Annotated in this window: 7 protein-coding genes, 1 pseudogene and 1 other annotated feature; of the genes and pseudogenes, 6 read left to right on the forward strand and 2 right to left on the reverse strand. The window is 73.5% G+C overall.

Features of this window, described 5'->3' with window-relative positions; translation table 11 throughout:
* The first annotated feature begins 199 nt into the window (after positions 1 to 199).
* Positions 200 to 706, forward strand: a complete 507-nt coding sequence (locus Ae150APs1_RS34240) for a molybdopterin-dependent oxidoreductase (RefSeq protein WP_212567177.1) — start codon at positions 200 to 202, stop codon at positions 704 to 706.
* Complete coding sequence (locus tag Ae150APs1_RS08270) at positions 703 to 4227, forward strand: molybdopterin-dependent oxidoreductase (protein ID WP_212567178.1); 3525 nt, start codon at positions 703 to 705, stop codon at positions 4225 to 4227. The genes Ae150APs1_RS34240 and Ae150APs1_RS08270 overlap by 4 nt, the downstream gene beginning before the upstream one ends.
* 10 nt (positions 4228 to 4237) lie before the next feature.
* On the opposite strand, the gene Ae150APs1_RS08275 is transcribed toward Ae150APs1_RS08270, so the two are convergent.
* The gene (locus Ae150APs1_RS08275; protein ID WP_075296760.1) at positions 4238 to 5167 is read right to left on the reverse strand and encodes a LysR family transcriptional regulator; all 930 of its coding nucleotides are present in this window, start codon (positions 5165 to 5167) and stop codon (positions 4238 to 4240) included.
* 129 nt (positions 5168 to 5296) lie between these two features.
* Here Ae150APs1_RS08275 and fdnG point away from each other — a divergent pair, with 129 nt between their 5' ends.
* The 4 genes and pseudogenes from fdnG to Ae150APs1_RS08305 all read left to right on the forward strand — a co-directional run bounded on the left by fdnG (position 5297) and on the right by Ae150APs1_RS08305 (position 13214).
* Positions 5297 to 8554: a formate dehydrogenase-N subunit alpha gene (gene fdnG, locus Ae150APs1_RS08285; RefSeq protein WP_217695901.1), complete on the forward strand. Its 3258-nt coding sequence runs from the start codon at positions 5297 to 5299 to the stop codon at positions 8552 to 8554.
* The gene (locus Ae150APs1_RS08290; RefSeq protein WP_075296764.1) at positions 8551 to 9591 is read left to right on the forward strand and encodes a 4Fe-4S dicluster domain-containing protein; all 1041 of its coding nucleotides are present in this window, start codon (positions 8551 to 8553) and stop codon (positions 9589 to 9591) included. The genes fdnG and Ae150APs1_RS08290 overlap by 4 nt, the downstream gene beginning before the upstream one ends.
* A gap of 170 nt (positions 9592 to 9761) precedes the next feature.
* A complete protein-coding gene (nrfD, locus tag Ae150APs1_RS08295) occupies positions 9762 to 10772 on the forward strand; it encodes an NrfD/PsrC family molybdoenzyme membrane anchor subunit (RefSeq protein WP_075296766.1) in 1011 nt (336 codons plus the stop codon).
* Between the two features lie 1195 nt (positions 10773 to 11967).
* Positions 11968 to 13214: pseudogene (locus Ae150APs1_RS08305) on the forward strand (IS3 family transposase).
* Positions 12249 to 12377, forward strand: a sequence feature (AL1L pseudoknot). Its footprint overlaps the pseudogene before it by 129 nt.
* A 129-nt stretch (positions 13215 to 13343) precedes the next feature.
* Here Ae150APs1_RS08305 and Ae150APs1_RS08310 read toward each other — a convergent pair.
* Positions 13344 to 14006: MFS transporter (locus Ae150APs1_RS08310; RefSeq protein WP_212567179.1), on the reverse strand; the 663-nt coding region annotated here is incomplete at its 5' end.

The raw sequence follows: 14006 nt of genomic DNA on the forward strand, positions 1-14006 counted from the left end.
TGCATGCCGGAAGGTCAGGAGCGCACACCCGGCGACCGGCCGGTGTGAGGGCCCTGTAATCCTGTGTTGACGGCATGTCACGGCCGGATAACGCTCCGGCCCTACCGTCCCCGACGTCCGGGATCGACCCGGGCGCGACGGCGGGAGGCGACGGGACACGGTGGCGGCCACGGGGACCGGAACGACCACGGCGCGGACCGTGTGCACCTACTGCGGGGTCGGCTGCGGGATCCTGCTCGAGATCGGGGCCGGGCCCTCCGGCGAGCGCAGCGTCCGCCGGGCCACCGGCGACCCGCAGCACCCGGCCAACGCGGGGCGGCTGTGCACCAAGGGCGCCACCAGTGCGGAGCTGTTCCGGGCGCCCGGCCGTCTCGGCACGGCTCTCACCCGCACCGAGCGCGGCGCCGAGCCGGTCGCCACCCCGGTCGACGAGGCGATCACCTCCACCGCCCGCCGGCTGCGCGCGATCCTCGACGAGCACGGGCCCGACGCGCTGTCCTTCTACGTGTCCGGGCAGATGAGCACCGAAGCGCAGTACCTGGCGAACAAGCTCGCCAAGGGGTTCGTGCGGACCAGCCAGATCGAGTCGAACTCCCGGCTCTGCATGGCGTCGGCCGCCACCGGATACAAGCTGTCGCTCGGCTCGGCTCGGACGGCCCGCCCGGCTCCTACGACGACCTCGACCACGCCGACGTCTTCCTCGTGATCGGCTCCAACATGGCCGACTGTCACCCGGTCCTGTTCCTGCGCATGATGGACCGGGTCGCGGCCGGGGCGACCCTGATCGTCGTCGACCCCCGCCGGACGGCGACCGCGGACAAGGCCGACCTGTTCCTCCAGATCACCCCGGGCACCGATCTCGCGCTGCTGAACGGTCTCCTGCACCTGCTGCAGGAGAACGGGCACGTCGACACCGCGTTCGTCGAGGAGTTCACCGAGGGCTGGGAGGACATGCCCGCCCTGCTCGCGGACTATCCGCCCGCCGTCGTCGCCGGGATCACCGGGCTCGCCGAGGACGACCTCCGGCGGGCCGCCGAGCTGATCGGCGGCGCGGAGAACTGGACCAGCTGCTGGACGATGGGGCTCAACCAGAGCACCCACGGCACCTGGAACACGAACGCGCTCGTCAACCTGCACCTGGCGACGGGCGCGATCTGCCGCCGCGGCAGCGGGCCGTTCTCGCTCACCGGCCAGCCGAACGCCATGGGCGGCCGCGAGATGGGCTACATGGGCCCGGGCCTCCCCGGCCAGCGCTCGGTGCTCTCCGCCGACGACCGCGAGTTCGTCGAGCAGGAGTGGGGCGTCTCCGCGGGCACCCTGCGGTCCGACGCCGGGCAGGGCACCGTCGACATGTTCTCCCGGATGGCCGACGGCGCGATCAAGGCGTGCTGGATCGTCTGCACCAACCCGGTCGCCTCCGTCGCGAACCGCCGCACGGTGATCGAGGGGCTCGAGGCCGCCGAGCTGGTGATCACGCAGGACGTGGTGGCCGACACCGAGACCAACGCCTACGCCGACGTCGTGCTGCCCGCCGCGATGTGGGCCGAGAGCGACGGCGTCATGGTCAACTCCGAGCGGAACCTGACGCTCGTCCCCGGCGCGGTCGACCCGCCCGGCCAGGCCCTCCCGGACTGGGAGCTGATCGCCCGGGTGGCCTGCGAGATGGGCTTCGCCGACGCCTTCACCTACGCGAGCGCCGAGGAGGTGTTCGCCGAGATCCGCCGGTTCCACAACCCCGCGACCGGCTACGACCTGCGCGGTGTCGACTACGACCGGCTCCGCGAGGCCCCGGTCCAGTGGCCCGCCGCGCCCGGCGCCGGGGACCGCAACCCGGTCCGCTACCTCAACGACGGCCGCAGCCAGGCCCGCGGCACCCGCCCCGGCGGCGGGACGCCGCGGCTGTGGTTCCCGCGGCCCGGCGGGCGCGCCGCGTTCCTCCCCCGCCCGCACCTGCCCGCCGCGGAGATGCCCGACGACGACCACCCGTTCCTGCTCAACACCGGCCGCGTGCAGCACCAGTGGCACACGCTGACCAAGACCGGGACCGTCGCGGCGCTGAACCGGCTGAACCCCGGGCCGTACGTCGAGATCCACCCGGCCGACGCCGAGCGGCTCGGCGTCACCGACGGCGACGGCCTGGAGCTGACCTCCCGGCGCGGACGGGCGGTCGTCCCCGCCGCCGTCTCCGACCGGGTGCGCGAGGGCGCCCTGTTCGCCCCGTTCCACTGGAACGACCGCTACGGCGAGTACCTCGCGGTCAACGCCGTGACCAGCGACGCCGTCGACCCGCAGTCATTCCAGCCCGAGTTCAAGGTGTGCGCGGTCGCCGTCGCCCCGGTCCCGGTGCCCCGCGAGCCGGAACCGGTCGCGGCGGCGGCGCACCCGCTGGAGGCCGTGTTCGGCCTGGCCGGGCAGGCCGAGCCGGAGCTCGGCGGTACCGAACGCCGGTACCTGGCGGGCTTCGTCCGCGGGCTGCAGGCCGCACCACCGGACGGGGTCGTGCCCGTGCTGCCGCCCGGCGCCCCGTTCGCCCCGGAGCACGCCACCTGGGTCGACGGCGTCCTCGCCGGGATGTTCTCCCGCTCCTCCCCCGGCGCACCGGACTCCCCCGGCAGCGTGGCGGGCACCGGGAGCCGGCCGGTCGTCGTCCTGTGGGCGTCGCAGACCGGCACCGCGGAGGACGTCGCGACCGGCCCGCTGACCGCGCGGCTCGCCGCGGCGGGCCGCACCCCGACCGTGACGGACATGGGCGGCAGCGGCATCGCCGAGCTCCCGCCCGACGCCGATCTGCTCGTCGTGACCAGCACCTTCGGCGACGGCGGGGCCCCGGACAACGGCGCGGCGTTCTGGGAGTCGCTGGCCGGTGCCGAGCCGGGCTCCCTCGACGGGCGGCGCTTCGCCGTCCTCGCGCTGGGCGACTCCAGCTACGCCGACTTCTGCGGCCACGGCCGCCGGCTCGACGACCGGCTCGCCGAGCTGGGCGCGGACCGGCTGGTCGAGCGCGTCGACTGCGAGCCCGAGTACGAGGAGGGCGCGCAGCGCTGGCTCGACGCCGTCGTCACCGCCCTGACCGGGGACACCCGCGAACCGGACGGGGCGTCCGGCAGCCCGGGTACCGCGCGCCGCGCAACCGAGCCCGCGCCGCTCGTCGGCAACCGCCTCCTCAGCCGGCCCGGCGCCGGCAAGGAGGTCCGCCGCTTCACCTTCGACCTGTCCGGCACCGGCCTGACCTACGAGGCGGGCGACGCCCTCGACGTGACCCCCAGCAACAGCGAGGCCCTGGTGGGCGAGTGGCTGGCGGCCACCGGGCTGGACGGCGCGACCGAGGTGGAGCTCGACGGCGACGCGGTACCGCTGGGGACGGCCCTGCGCGACCGGCTCGACATCACCCGGGCGAGCCCCGCACTGCTGCGGTTCGTCGCCGAGCGCTGCGCGGACGGGTTGCCGGGCAAGCTGCTCCGGCCGGACAACCGCGGCGAGCTGGAGCGCTGGTCGTGGGGCAGGCAGGCCGTCGACGTCGTCGGGGAGTTCGGTGTCCGGGCCACCGCCCAGGAGTGGGCCGACGTGCTCGGCCCGCTGCGCCCGCGGCAGTACTCGATCTCGTCGAGTCCCCTGGAGCGCCCCGACGAGGTGAGCCTGACGGTGTCGGTGGTCCGGTTCGCGAACCCGCGCGGCACGGCCCGGACCGGGGTCTGCTCCGCGTTCCTCGCCGACGCCCCGGAGGGGCACCCGGTCCCGGTCGGGATCCGTCCCGCCCCGCACTTCCGCCCGCCGGCCGACGGCGTCCCGATGATCATGATCGGGCCGGGGACCGGGATCGCGCCGTTCCTCGGGTTCCTCGAGGAACGACGGGCCCGTGGCGACCGGTCGCCGAACTGGCTGTTCTTCGGTGAGCAGCACGAGTCGACCGACTTCTACTACCGCGAGGAGCTCGAGACGCTGCGCCGCGACGGTGTGCTCACCGATCTCGACCTGGCGTTCTCCCGGGACCAGCGGACGAAGGTCTACGTGCAGGACCGGATGGCGGAGAACGGCGCGAAGCTCTGGTCGTGGCTGCGGGACGGCGCCCACCTCTACGTCTGCGGCGACGCGACGCGGATGGCGCGCGACGTCGACCGGACGCTCCGCACCGTCGTCGCCCGGCACGGCGGGCTCGCCCCGGACGAGGCCGACGCCTGGGTCACCCGGCTCGCCGAGGACCGGCGCTACGTCCGCGACGTCTACTGAGCCGCCGGGCCTACCGGGCCTCCTCGCCGTCGCGTTCCAGGTCCGCCGCGACGTCCGCGCCGGCGACCGCGTCACGGAACGCGCGGGCGACGTACGAGGCCGGACCCTGGTCGCCCAGCCGGAGCCCGACCGTCGGCAGCGGGCCGTCGCCGACGACGGGCAGCGCCCGCATCCCCGGCGGCACCCCGAACGCCCGCAGCCAGGTGTGGGCGATGACGGCGGACCACCGGCCGGTCGCCAGGTGCGCGTACAGCGCGGCGACGGTGTCGGTCTCGACCACGATCCGCGGCTCGCCACCGGCACGGCGGACCGCGTCGTCGAGGATCCGGCGGTTCTCCATGCCGCGGGTGAGGGCGCACAGCTCCACCCCGGCGACGTCGGCCCAGCCGACCTCCGTCCGGTCCGCCGGGACCCCGGCGGCGCCGGTGAGCAGCAGGTACCGCTCCCGGTACAGCGGGAGCACGGTGTCGCCGTCGTCGTCGGGGTCGAGGTAGGTGAGCCCGGCGTCGAGCTCGAACTCGGCGCGCCTGCGGTCGATCTCGCGCGACGACAGGACCTCGATCCGGGTCCCGGCCCGCGGGTGGGCCCGTGTCCAGGCGAGTGTCAGCGCCGCCGTCGCCGGCACGGCGGTGGGGATCGCCCCGATCCGGACGACCGCCGACAGGCCGCCGCGCATCCGGTCCAGGTCGGTCCGCAGCGCGTCCCGCTCGGCGAGGATCCGGTGCGCCCAGCCGACGACACGGGCGCCCTCCGCGGTGAACCCCTGGAACCGGTGGCCACGCTGCACGATCGTCACGCCGAGCTGGCGCTCCAGCGTCTGCAACGCCGCCGACAGCGTCGACTGGCTCGCGTGGCAGGCCGCCGCGGCACGCCCGAAGTGCTGCTCCCGCGCCAGCGCGACGAGGTACTCGAGCTGCCGCAGCTGCACGTCCCCCGCCATCCGGCGAGCCTAGCCCCGGTCCGCCGTCGATCGATCCGGTCGATCATGCCTCCCGAGTTCCCGATCGACCGCGCGGCGCCGCCCCGGGCCGCCTAGGTTGTGCGGGAAGGCGATCGGAACGGAGCAGGCGTGGACGTCGTGGGATGGCTGGGCTCGTGGCCCGTCCTCCGCCAGCTGACCGGTGGTGACCGGCTCGGCCGGGGTGCGGCGGCGCAGTCCGCCCGATCCGAGGGCCTCCGTGCCCGCACCGCGACCGCCGACCGCTGGGCGGGCTCCGTGTGCCCGTACTGCGCGGTCGGCTGCGGGCAGCGGGTCTACGTGAAGGACGAGAAGGTCGTCCAGATCGAGGGCGACCCGGACTCGCCGATCTCCCGCGGGCGGCTCTGCCCGAAGGGGTCGGCCAGCACCCAGCTCGTCACCGGCCCGCAACGGCTGGAGACGGTCCGTTACCGCGCGCCGTACGCCACCGAGTGGACCGACCTCGACCTCGACCTCGACACGGCGATGCACATGATCGCCGACCGCGTCGTCGACGCCCGCCGCCGCGGCTGGCAGGACGCCGACGACGAGGGCCGCCCGCTGAACCGCACCATGGGCATCGCCGCGCTCGGTGGCGCCGCCCTGGACAACGAGGAGAACTACCTCCTCAAGAAGGTGTTCACGTCCTGGGGCGCGGTACCGATCGAGAACCAGGCGCGTCTTTGACACTCCGCCACGGTTCCCGGTCTGGGAACCTCGTTCGGTCGGGGCGGCGCGACCAATCACCAGCAGAACCTGGTGGACGCCGACTGCATCATCATCATGGGCTCGAACATGGCCGAGGCGCACCCGGTCGGGTTCCAGTGGGTGATGGAGGCCAAGGCCCGGGGCGCCCGGGTGATCCACATCGATCCGCGGTTCACCCGGACCAGCGCGGTCGCGGACATCTACGTGCGGCTGCGCGCGGGCTCGGACATCGCGTTCCTCGGCGGCGTCGTGCGGCACGTCCTGGAGAACGACCTCGCCTTCCGTGAGTACGTCGCGGCGTACACCAACGCGTCGTACCTGCTGACCGAGGACTACGTCGACGCCGAGGACAACGACGGCGTCTTCTCCGGCTACGACCCCGAGACCGGCAGCTACGACACCCACAGCTGGCGGTTCCAGACCGACGGGACCGGCGAGCCGGTGGCCGACCCGACGCTGGAGCACCCCCGCTGCGTGTTCCAGGTGCTGCGCCGGCACTACGCCCGCTACACCCCCGAGACCGTGCAGCGGGTCTGCGGCGTGTCGCCCGAGCAGTTCGCGGACGTCTGCGAGGCGTGGACGGCGAACTCCGGACGGGACCGCACGACGTCGCTCGTCTACAGCGTGGGCTGGACCCAGCACAGCGTCGGCGCGCAGTACATCCGGTGCGGGGCGATCCTGCAGCTGCTGCTCGGCAACGTCGGCCGTCCCGGCGGCGGGATCTTCGCGCTCCGCGGGCACGCGTCCATCCAGGGCTCGACCGACATCCCGACCCTGTTCAACCTGCTGCCCGGCTACCTGCCGATGCCGAGCGTCGGCCAGGCCGACACCGGCACCTACGTCGAGGCGCTGCGCGCCAAGGGCCGCAAGGGCTTCGGCTGGAACAGCGACGCCTACCTGGTGTCGATGCTCAAGGAGTGGTTCGGCGACGCCGCGACCCCGGAGAACGACTTCGGGTACGACTGGCTGCCGCGTATCGACGGCGACCACGGCACGTACCGCACCGTCATGGACATGATCGACGGCCACGTCTTCGGCTACTTCGTCCTCGGCCAGAATCCGGCGGTCGGGTCGGCGCACGGGAAGATGCAGCGGCTCGGGATGGCGAACCTCGAGTGGATGGTCGTCCGGGACCTCGTCGACATCGAGACGGCGAGCTTCTGGAAGGACTCCCCGGAGATCGAGACCGGCGAGATCGTGACCGAGGAGTGCCGGACCGAGGTCTTCCTGCTCCCGGCGGCGTCGCACGTGGAGAAGGACGGCACCTTCACCCAGACCCAGCGGATGGTGCAGTGGCGGACCAAGGCCGTCGAGCCGTCCGGGGACCGGCGCTCGGACCTGTGGTTCGCCTACCACCTGGGACGCCTGGTGCGTGAGCGCCTGGCCGGCTCCACCGACCCGCGCGACCTCCCGGTCCGGAACCTGGCCTGGGACTACGAGCTCGAGGGCGAAGGCGAGTGGGCCGAGCCCTCCCCCGACGACGTCCTGCGCCGGATCAACGGCTACGACCTCGCCACGGGTGAGCTGCTCGACGGGTTCGCCGGGCTGAAGGCCGACGGCAGCACGTCGTCGGGCTGCTGGATCTACAGCGGGGTCTACGCCGGCGGGATCAACCGGGCCGCACGGCGCGAGCCGCACCACGGCACCCCGGACGAGACCCCCGACTGGGGCTGGACCTGGCCGATGAACCGGCGGGTGATCTACAACCGGGCCTCGGCGGACCCGCAGGGACGCCCGTGGAGCGAGCGCAAGAAGCTCCTCTGGTGGGACGACGACGCCGGCCGCTGGGCCGGGCACGACGTCCCCGACTTCGTGGCGACCACCCCGCCCGGGCACGAACCCGGCCCCGACACCGTCGGGCCGGACGCCCTCGGCGGCGACGACGCGTTCGTCATGCAGCCGGACGGGAAGGCGTGGCTGTTCGCGCCGACCGGCGTCGCCGACGGGCCGCTGCCCACGCACTACGAGCCGCACGAGTCGCCGATCCGCAACGAGCTCTACCTCCAGCAGTCCAACCCGACCCGCAGGGTGTTCGGGCGCAAGGACAACCCGTCGAACCCGGCCGCGGACGAGAAGGGCTGGGAGGTCTTCCCGTTCGTCCTGACGACGTCGCGGCTGACCGAGCACCACACCGCCGGCGCGATGAGCCGCCAGCTGCCGTTCCTCGCGGAGCTGCAGCCGGAGCTGTTCGTGGAGGTCTCGCCGGAGCTGGCCCGCGAGCGGGGCCTGGAGCACATGGGCACCGCGCACGTCGTGACCAGCCGGTCCGCCGTCGAGGCACGGGTGATGGTCACCGACCGGATGGGGCCCCTGCGGATCGGCGACACGACCGTGCACCAGATCTGGATGCCCTACCACTGGGGCTCCACCGGGCTGGTCCGCGGCGACGTCGTCAACGACCTGTTCGGCGTGGTCGAGGACCCGAACGTCTTCATCCAGGAGACCAAGGTGATCACCTGCGACGTCCGGCCCGGGCCGCGCCCGCGCGGTGCGGAGCTCACCGCCCTCCTGGAGGAGGTGCGCTCGCTGGCCGGGATCACCCCGGCGACCAACACCGAGCTGGTGCACGACGGCGCCCCGCACCTCGACCCGACCGCCCGACCCGACGACCGGCCGCCCGGCGTGCCCGGGATCGGGACACCGCTGGAGGAGGCACCGTGACGGAGCGGAACAGCGTCTACGGCCCCCTGGACAACGTGGCCGGCGATGCCGGCTACGACCCGGAGCACCCGCCCCGCATGGGGTTCTTCACCGACACGTCGGTGTGCATCGGGTGCAAGGCCTGCGAGGTCGCCTGCAAGCAGTGGAACGGCGTCCCCGACGACGGCTTCGACCTGCTCGGGATGTCGTTCGACAACACCGGCTCGCTCGGCGCCGACAGCTGGCGGCACGTCGCCTTCATCGAGCAGCCGCGCCGCTCCGGTTGCCAGGACACCGGCCTCGACGCCGCACCCGTCGGCGCGACGGCGACCGGGATCATGCAGTCCTCGGTCGCCGGGGGACTCGCGGCGTCGCCGGAGCTCGGCGGCGAGCTCGGGACGAGGCCGCGGCGGGACGGGGCGGAGCCGGAGCCGCTCGGCATGCCGGCGTTCTCCCGGCCCGGCGACGCCACCGGCGCCGAGGTGCGCACCGACTTCCGCTGGCTGATGTCCTCCGACGTCTGCAAGCACTGCACGCACGCCGGCTGCCTCGACGTCTGCCCGCCCGGCGCGCTGTTCCGCACGGAGTTCGGCACCGTCGTCGTGCAGCAGGACATCTGCAACGGCTGCGGCTACTGCGTCTCCGGCTGCCCGTACGGCGTCATCGACCGCCGGGAGGGCGACGGGCGCGCGCAGAAGTGCACCCTCTGCTACGACCGGCTGCACGACGGCCTGGAGCCCGCCTGCGCGAAGGCCTGCCCCACCGACTCGATCCAGTTCGGACCACTCGACGAGCTGCGCGAGCGCGCCGACCGGCGCCTGGAGACGCTGCACGGGCTCGGCGTCGACGAGGCCCGGCTCTACGGGCGCGACCCGGACGACGGCGTCGGCGGCGACGGCGCGTTCTTCCTCCTGCTCGACGAGCCGGAGGTCTACGGACTGCCGCCGGACCCGGTCGTCCCGACCCGCGACGCCGGTGCGATGTGGACGCGCGCCGCGATGGCGGCGGGCGCGTTCCTGGTGGCCGGCGTGGCGTCCTTCCTGGGAGGACGACGATGAGCGACGACGCCCCTGCGCCCGGCACGCCCTCGCCCGGCGATCCCCTGGCCGCAGTGCCGTCGACCGGACAGTCATCGACCGCAGTGCCGTCGGCCGGAGTGCCGTCGGCCGGAGTGCCAGAGGCCGGCCTGCCCGCTGCTCCCGGTGCGCCCGGTGCGCGGGATGCCGAGATGTTCCAGGGCGGACGCCGCCGTCGTCGTCGCCGGGGCGGCGGACGCGGCGAGGAGTCGATGGTCCCCGAGGCGGAGTTCTCGTCGTACTACGGCCGGACCGTGCTCAAGCCGCCGGTGTGGGAGCACAAGATCGCCTACTACCTGTTCTGCGGCGGGCTCGCCGCCGGGACCGCGGTGGTCGGGGCCGGCGCGGACCTCACCGGACGGCCCGCGCTGCGCCGGGCGAGCCGCGCCGGTGCGCTCGGCGGGCTGGTGGCGAGCACCTACTTCCTGGTGTCCGACCTCGGGCGTCCGGAGCGGTTCCACCACATGCTGCGGGTGGCCAAGCCGACGTCGCCGATGAGCGTCGGCACCTGGATCCTGGCCGTGTTCGGCCCGGCCGCCGGCCTGGCCGGGACCGCCGAGCTGACCGGCGTACTCCCCCCGCGGGTCCGCCGGTCGTGGCCGGTCCGGCTGCTGGACGCGCTGGTCCGCCCGGCCGGGCTCGGTGCGGCCGCGACCGCCCCGGCGCTCTGCACCTACACCGCGGTGCTGTTCTCGCACACCGCCGTGCCCGGCTGGAACGAGGTCCGCGACGAGCTGCCGTTCGTGTTCGCCGGCTCGGCCGCGGCCAGTGGCGGCGGGTTCGGCATGCTCGCCGCGCCGGTCGCCGAGGCAGGCCCGGCACGGGCGTTCGCGGTGCTCGGGGCCGCGGGCGAGCTCGTCGCCGGGAAGATCATGGAACGGCGGATGGGGATCATCCGCGAGGCCTACGAGCACGGGCACGCCGGACGGCTCCGGAAGGCCTCCGAGGCGTGCACCGCCGCGGGCCTCGCCGGGACGCTCCTGCTCGGACGCCGGTCCCGGGCCGGCGCCGCCGCATCCGGGCTCGCCCTGCTGGCCGGGAGCCTCCTGCAGCGGCTGTCCGTGTTCGAGGCGGGGGTCGAGACGACCAAGGACCCGCGCTACGTCGTCGTCCCCCAGCGCGAGCGTCTGGCCCGCCGCGCCGCCGAGTCCGCGGAGGCCTGACCAGCTCAAGATCACGGATCGGGAAGCGTGGCGGCCGGATGTGGCCGCGTCCCTTCCCGATCCGTGATCACCGGACTCGGGCGCCGGCTCCCGAGTCCGGTTTCGGCTGGCCGGTGGCGGTGATCTCCGGCGGGCTCGGGCGCCGGCGCCCGGGGAACGGCCGGGGCCGATGAGCAACGGGCGCGCCCCACGCCCCGGACCTGGTACGCGACTCACACGCCACTTCGCCACGGGCAGGCCCTCGGCCCACTCCGGGCCCTGCCCCTTCCCGGCTCGCTCCGCCGCGGCCGCGCTCTCCCCCGCCGGCCCCGTCGCCCTTCATGACCCGCTCATTGCCTGGCCACACATCTCGTCACCGCCACTGCCACTGGTCCTGGTCCTGGTCCTGGTCCCGGTCCTGGTCCTGGTCCTGGTCCTGGTCCCGGCACTGCCACTGGTCCTGGCCCGGCCCCGCACTGGCCCTGGCCCTGGCCCTGGCCCTCGCCCTCGCCCTCGCCCACTCTCGGCCGGCTACTGTCCCTGACCCCGTCCCAGCTCACCGGGTCCCTGCCCCGTCCTGGCCCCGCACCTGGCCCGCGCCCGGTGATCACGGCTCGGGAATCATCGCGGCCAGAAACGACCGGCTCCCTTCCCGATCCGTGATCACCGGGGTGTCGACCGGACAGGGCGCGGGACGCGCGGCCAGAGGGTGACCGGCTCCCTTCCTGACCTGTGGTCACCCGGCCCGTGCACCGACCGGACGGAGCGCGGCGACGAGAACAGCGTCCTGACTCCGCCGCAGACCAGCACCGACACCGCCGACCCGCTGCACGCTCCCGACCACCGCCCACCCCGACACCGGCCCCTCAACCCGGTTCCCGGCGCCGGCCCGACCCCGGTGATCACAGGTCGGGAAGCCCGGCGGCCAGAAGTGACCGCCTCCCTTCCCGATCCGTGATCATCGGGTCCGAGCGCCGAGGTCGCGGGCACGGCGACCGGCACGGCACCCTGTCCCGGGCGGGCCCGGCTCCATCGCCCCGTCCGCGGCCGGCCACCGTCCACATCGCTTCCCGCCCAGCTCCCCCAGGACCTGCTCCCGCCCATGACCTGATCCCGCCTTGGCCCCGACCTGATCTCGACCTCGCCCGCCCAGCCCTGCCCTGTGTCTCGCGCCGGGTTTGATGGAGGGTGTCAAGCCAGGAGATGATGAGCAGCGATGGCAGCCCCACGGAAGCACCCCAACGAGCTGCGGGAACGAGCGATCCGGCTGGTCCTCGACGCCAAGGCCGACCCTGTCAACGCCGGCACGAACGTCTGCCGCCGTATCGGTGACCAGCTGGGAATCCTTCCGGAAACCCTGCGCGGCTGGGTGAAGCAAGCCGAGATCGACGCTGGATCCCGGCCTGGGACGACGACCGATCAGGCCGCTCGGCTGGCGGAGCTGGAGCGGGAGACCCGTGAACTCCGCCGGGCCAACACCATTCTCAAGTCCGCTTCGGCTTTCTTCGCGGCGGAGCTCGACCGCCCGCAACGGTAGTCACCGACTACATCGACAAGAACAGGAACGAGTTCGGGGTCGGGCCGATCTGTGCCGTGCTGAAAGACGCCGGTATCCCGATCGCCCCGAGTGCCTACTATGCGGCGAAGACCCGTCCACCCTCGGCCCGGGCGGAACGCGACATCCTCGTCTCCGCCGAGATCGCACGCGTGCACGCCGAGAACTACGGCGTCTACGGCGTCCGGAAAGTCTGGGCACAGCTGGGCCGCGAAGGCGGCGTGGACGACCGGCCGGTCGCGCGGTGCACCGTCGGCCGGCTCATGAAAGCCGCAGGCCTGCGCGGTGTCCGGCGGCAGCGGGTGCCGCGGACCACCATCCGTGCCGACAGCCCCGACCTGCGCCCGGACCTGGTCGAGCGCGACTTCACCGCGACGGCCCCGAACCGGTTGTGGGTCGCCGACATCACCTACATCTAGACGCATTCCGGTTGGGTGTATGCCTCGTTCGTCTTGGACGCGTTCTCCCGGAGGATCGTGGGTTGGCAGCTGTCACGTCATCTCTACACCGATCTCGCCCTAGACGCACTCAACATGGGGATCTGGATCAGGGAACGCAGCGGTGCAGATCTGTCGCGGTTAACGCATCATTCGGACCGCGGTGTCCAATACGTTGCCATTCGCTACACTGAGCGGCTCGGCGAAGCTGGTGTCGTCGCTTCCGTCGGGTCGGTCGGCGATTCCTATGATAACGCGATGGCGGAGGCATTCAACTCGTTGTTCAAGGCCGAATTGATCCGCAACAAGGGGCCGTGGGCGGGGATCAGCGACCTTGAACTCGCGGTCGCCGAGTACGTCGACTGGTACAACCACCGCCGACTACACGGCGAACTCGGCTTCGTCCCGCCGGTCGAGTACGAGATCCATAACGCCACCACCACGACCGCCCGGCAGCCCGCCGGAGCATGAGAACTCAGCCTCTACCAAACCCGGCACTTGACACTGCCCTGCCCTGCCCTGATCACGGATCGGGCAGCATCGTGGCCGGATATGACCGCTTCGCTTCCCGATCCGTGATCATCGGTAGTGCGCCGAGGGTCAGCGGCCAGGCTCGGTCTGCAGCGCGTCACCGGGGCCCGCGGCCGGGGCCGCCGGGGCGGCCGGAGCGGCCGGGGTAGGCGGAGCGGCCGCGGTAGCCGGCGCGGCCGCGGTAGCCGGCGCGGCCGGGGTAGCCGGCGCGACGGGGGTGGCGCGATCCCCTGGGTCCCCTGGCTTCCCCGGCTCCCTGGGGTCGTCGGTGCTCCGGCGCGCGGCGGGGATCGCCAGGGTGAGCAGCGCGCCCAGCACCGCCAGCCCCGCCAGCAGGTAGAAGATCGAGTCCAGGGCCGCCCCGGACGCCACCAGAGCGCCGCCGACGAGCGGCCCGCCGATCCCGCCGAGCCGTCCGAACCCCGCGACCCAGGCGACGCCCGCGCTGCGCACCGGCGTCGGGTAGTGCGTCGACGCGAAGCCGAAGATCAGGATCTGGGTGCCGCTGGTGCCGAGCCCGACGACCGCGACGAACGCCAGCAGCAGGCCGATCGGCAGCTCCAGGGTGAGCAGGGCGATCGACAGGGCACCGAGCGCGAAGCTGGCGGCGACGACCCGGCGCGGGCCGAACCGGTCGGAGATCCGGCTGGCCGCCAGCGCACCGAGCACGGCACCGCCGTTGAGCACCAGCAGGAAGCTCAGGGAGCCGTTCGCCGAGAACCCGGCACGGCC

Origin of the sequence: Pseudonocardia sp. Ae150A_Ps1 (assembly GCF_001932315.1) — a bacterium.
Taxonomy (GTDB): Bacteria; Actinomycetota; Actinomycetes; order Mycobacteriales; family Pseudonocardiaceae; genus Pseudonocardia.

What these genes read in the sequence shown, in the direction of transcription:
- Ae150APs1_RS08275 (WP_075296760.1), bottom strand. Translation starts at nt 5,167, where the DNA reads ATGGCGGGGGACGTGCAGCTGCGGCAGCTCGAGTACCTCGTCGCGCTG.
- nrfD (WP_075296766.1), top strand. Translation starts at nt 9,762, where the DNA reads ATGTTCCAGGGCGGACGCCGCCGTCGTCGTCGCCGGGGCGGCGGACGC.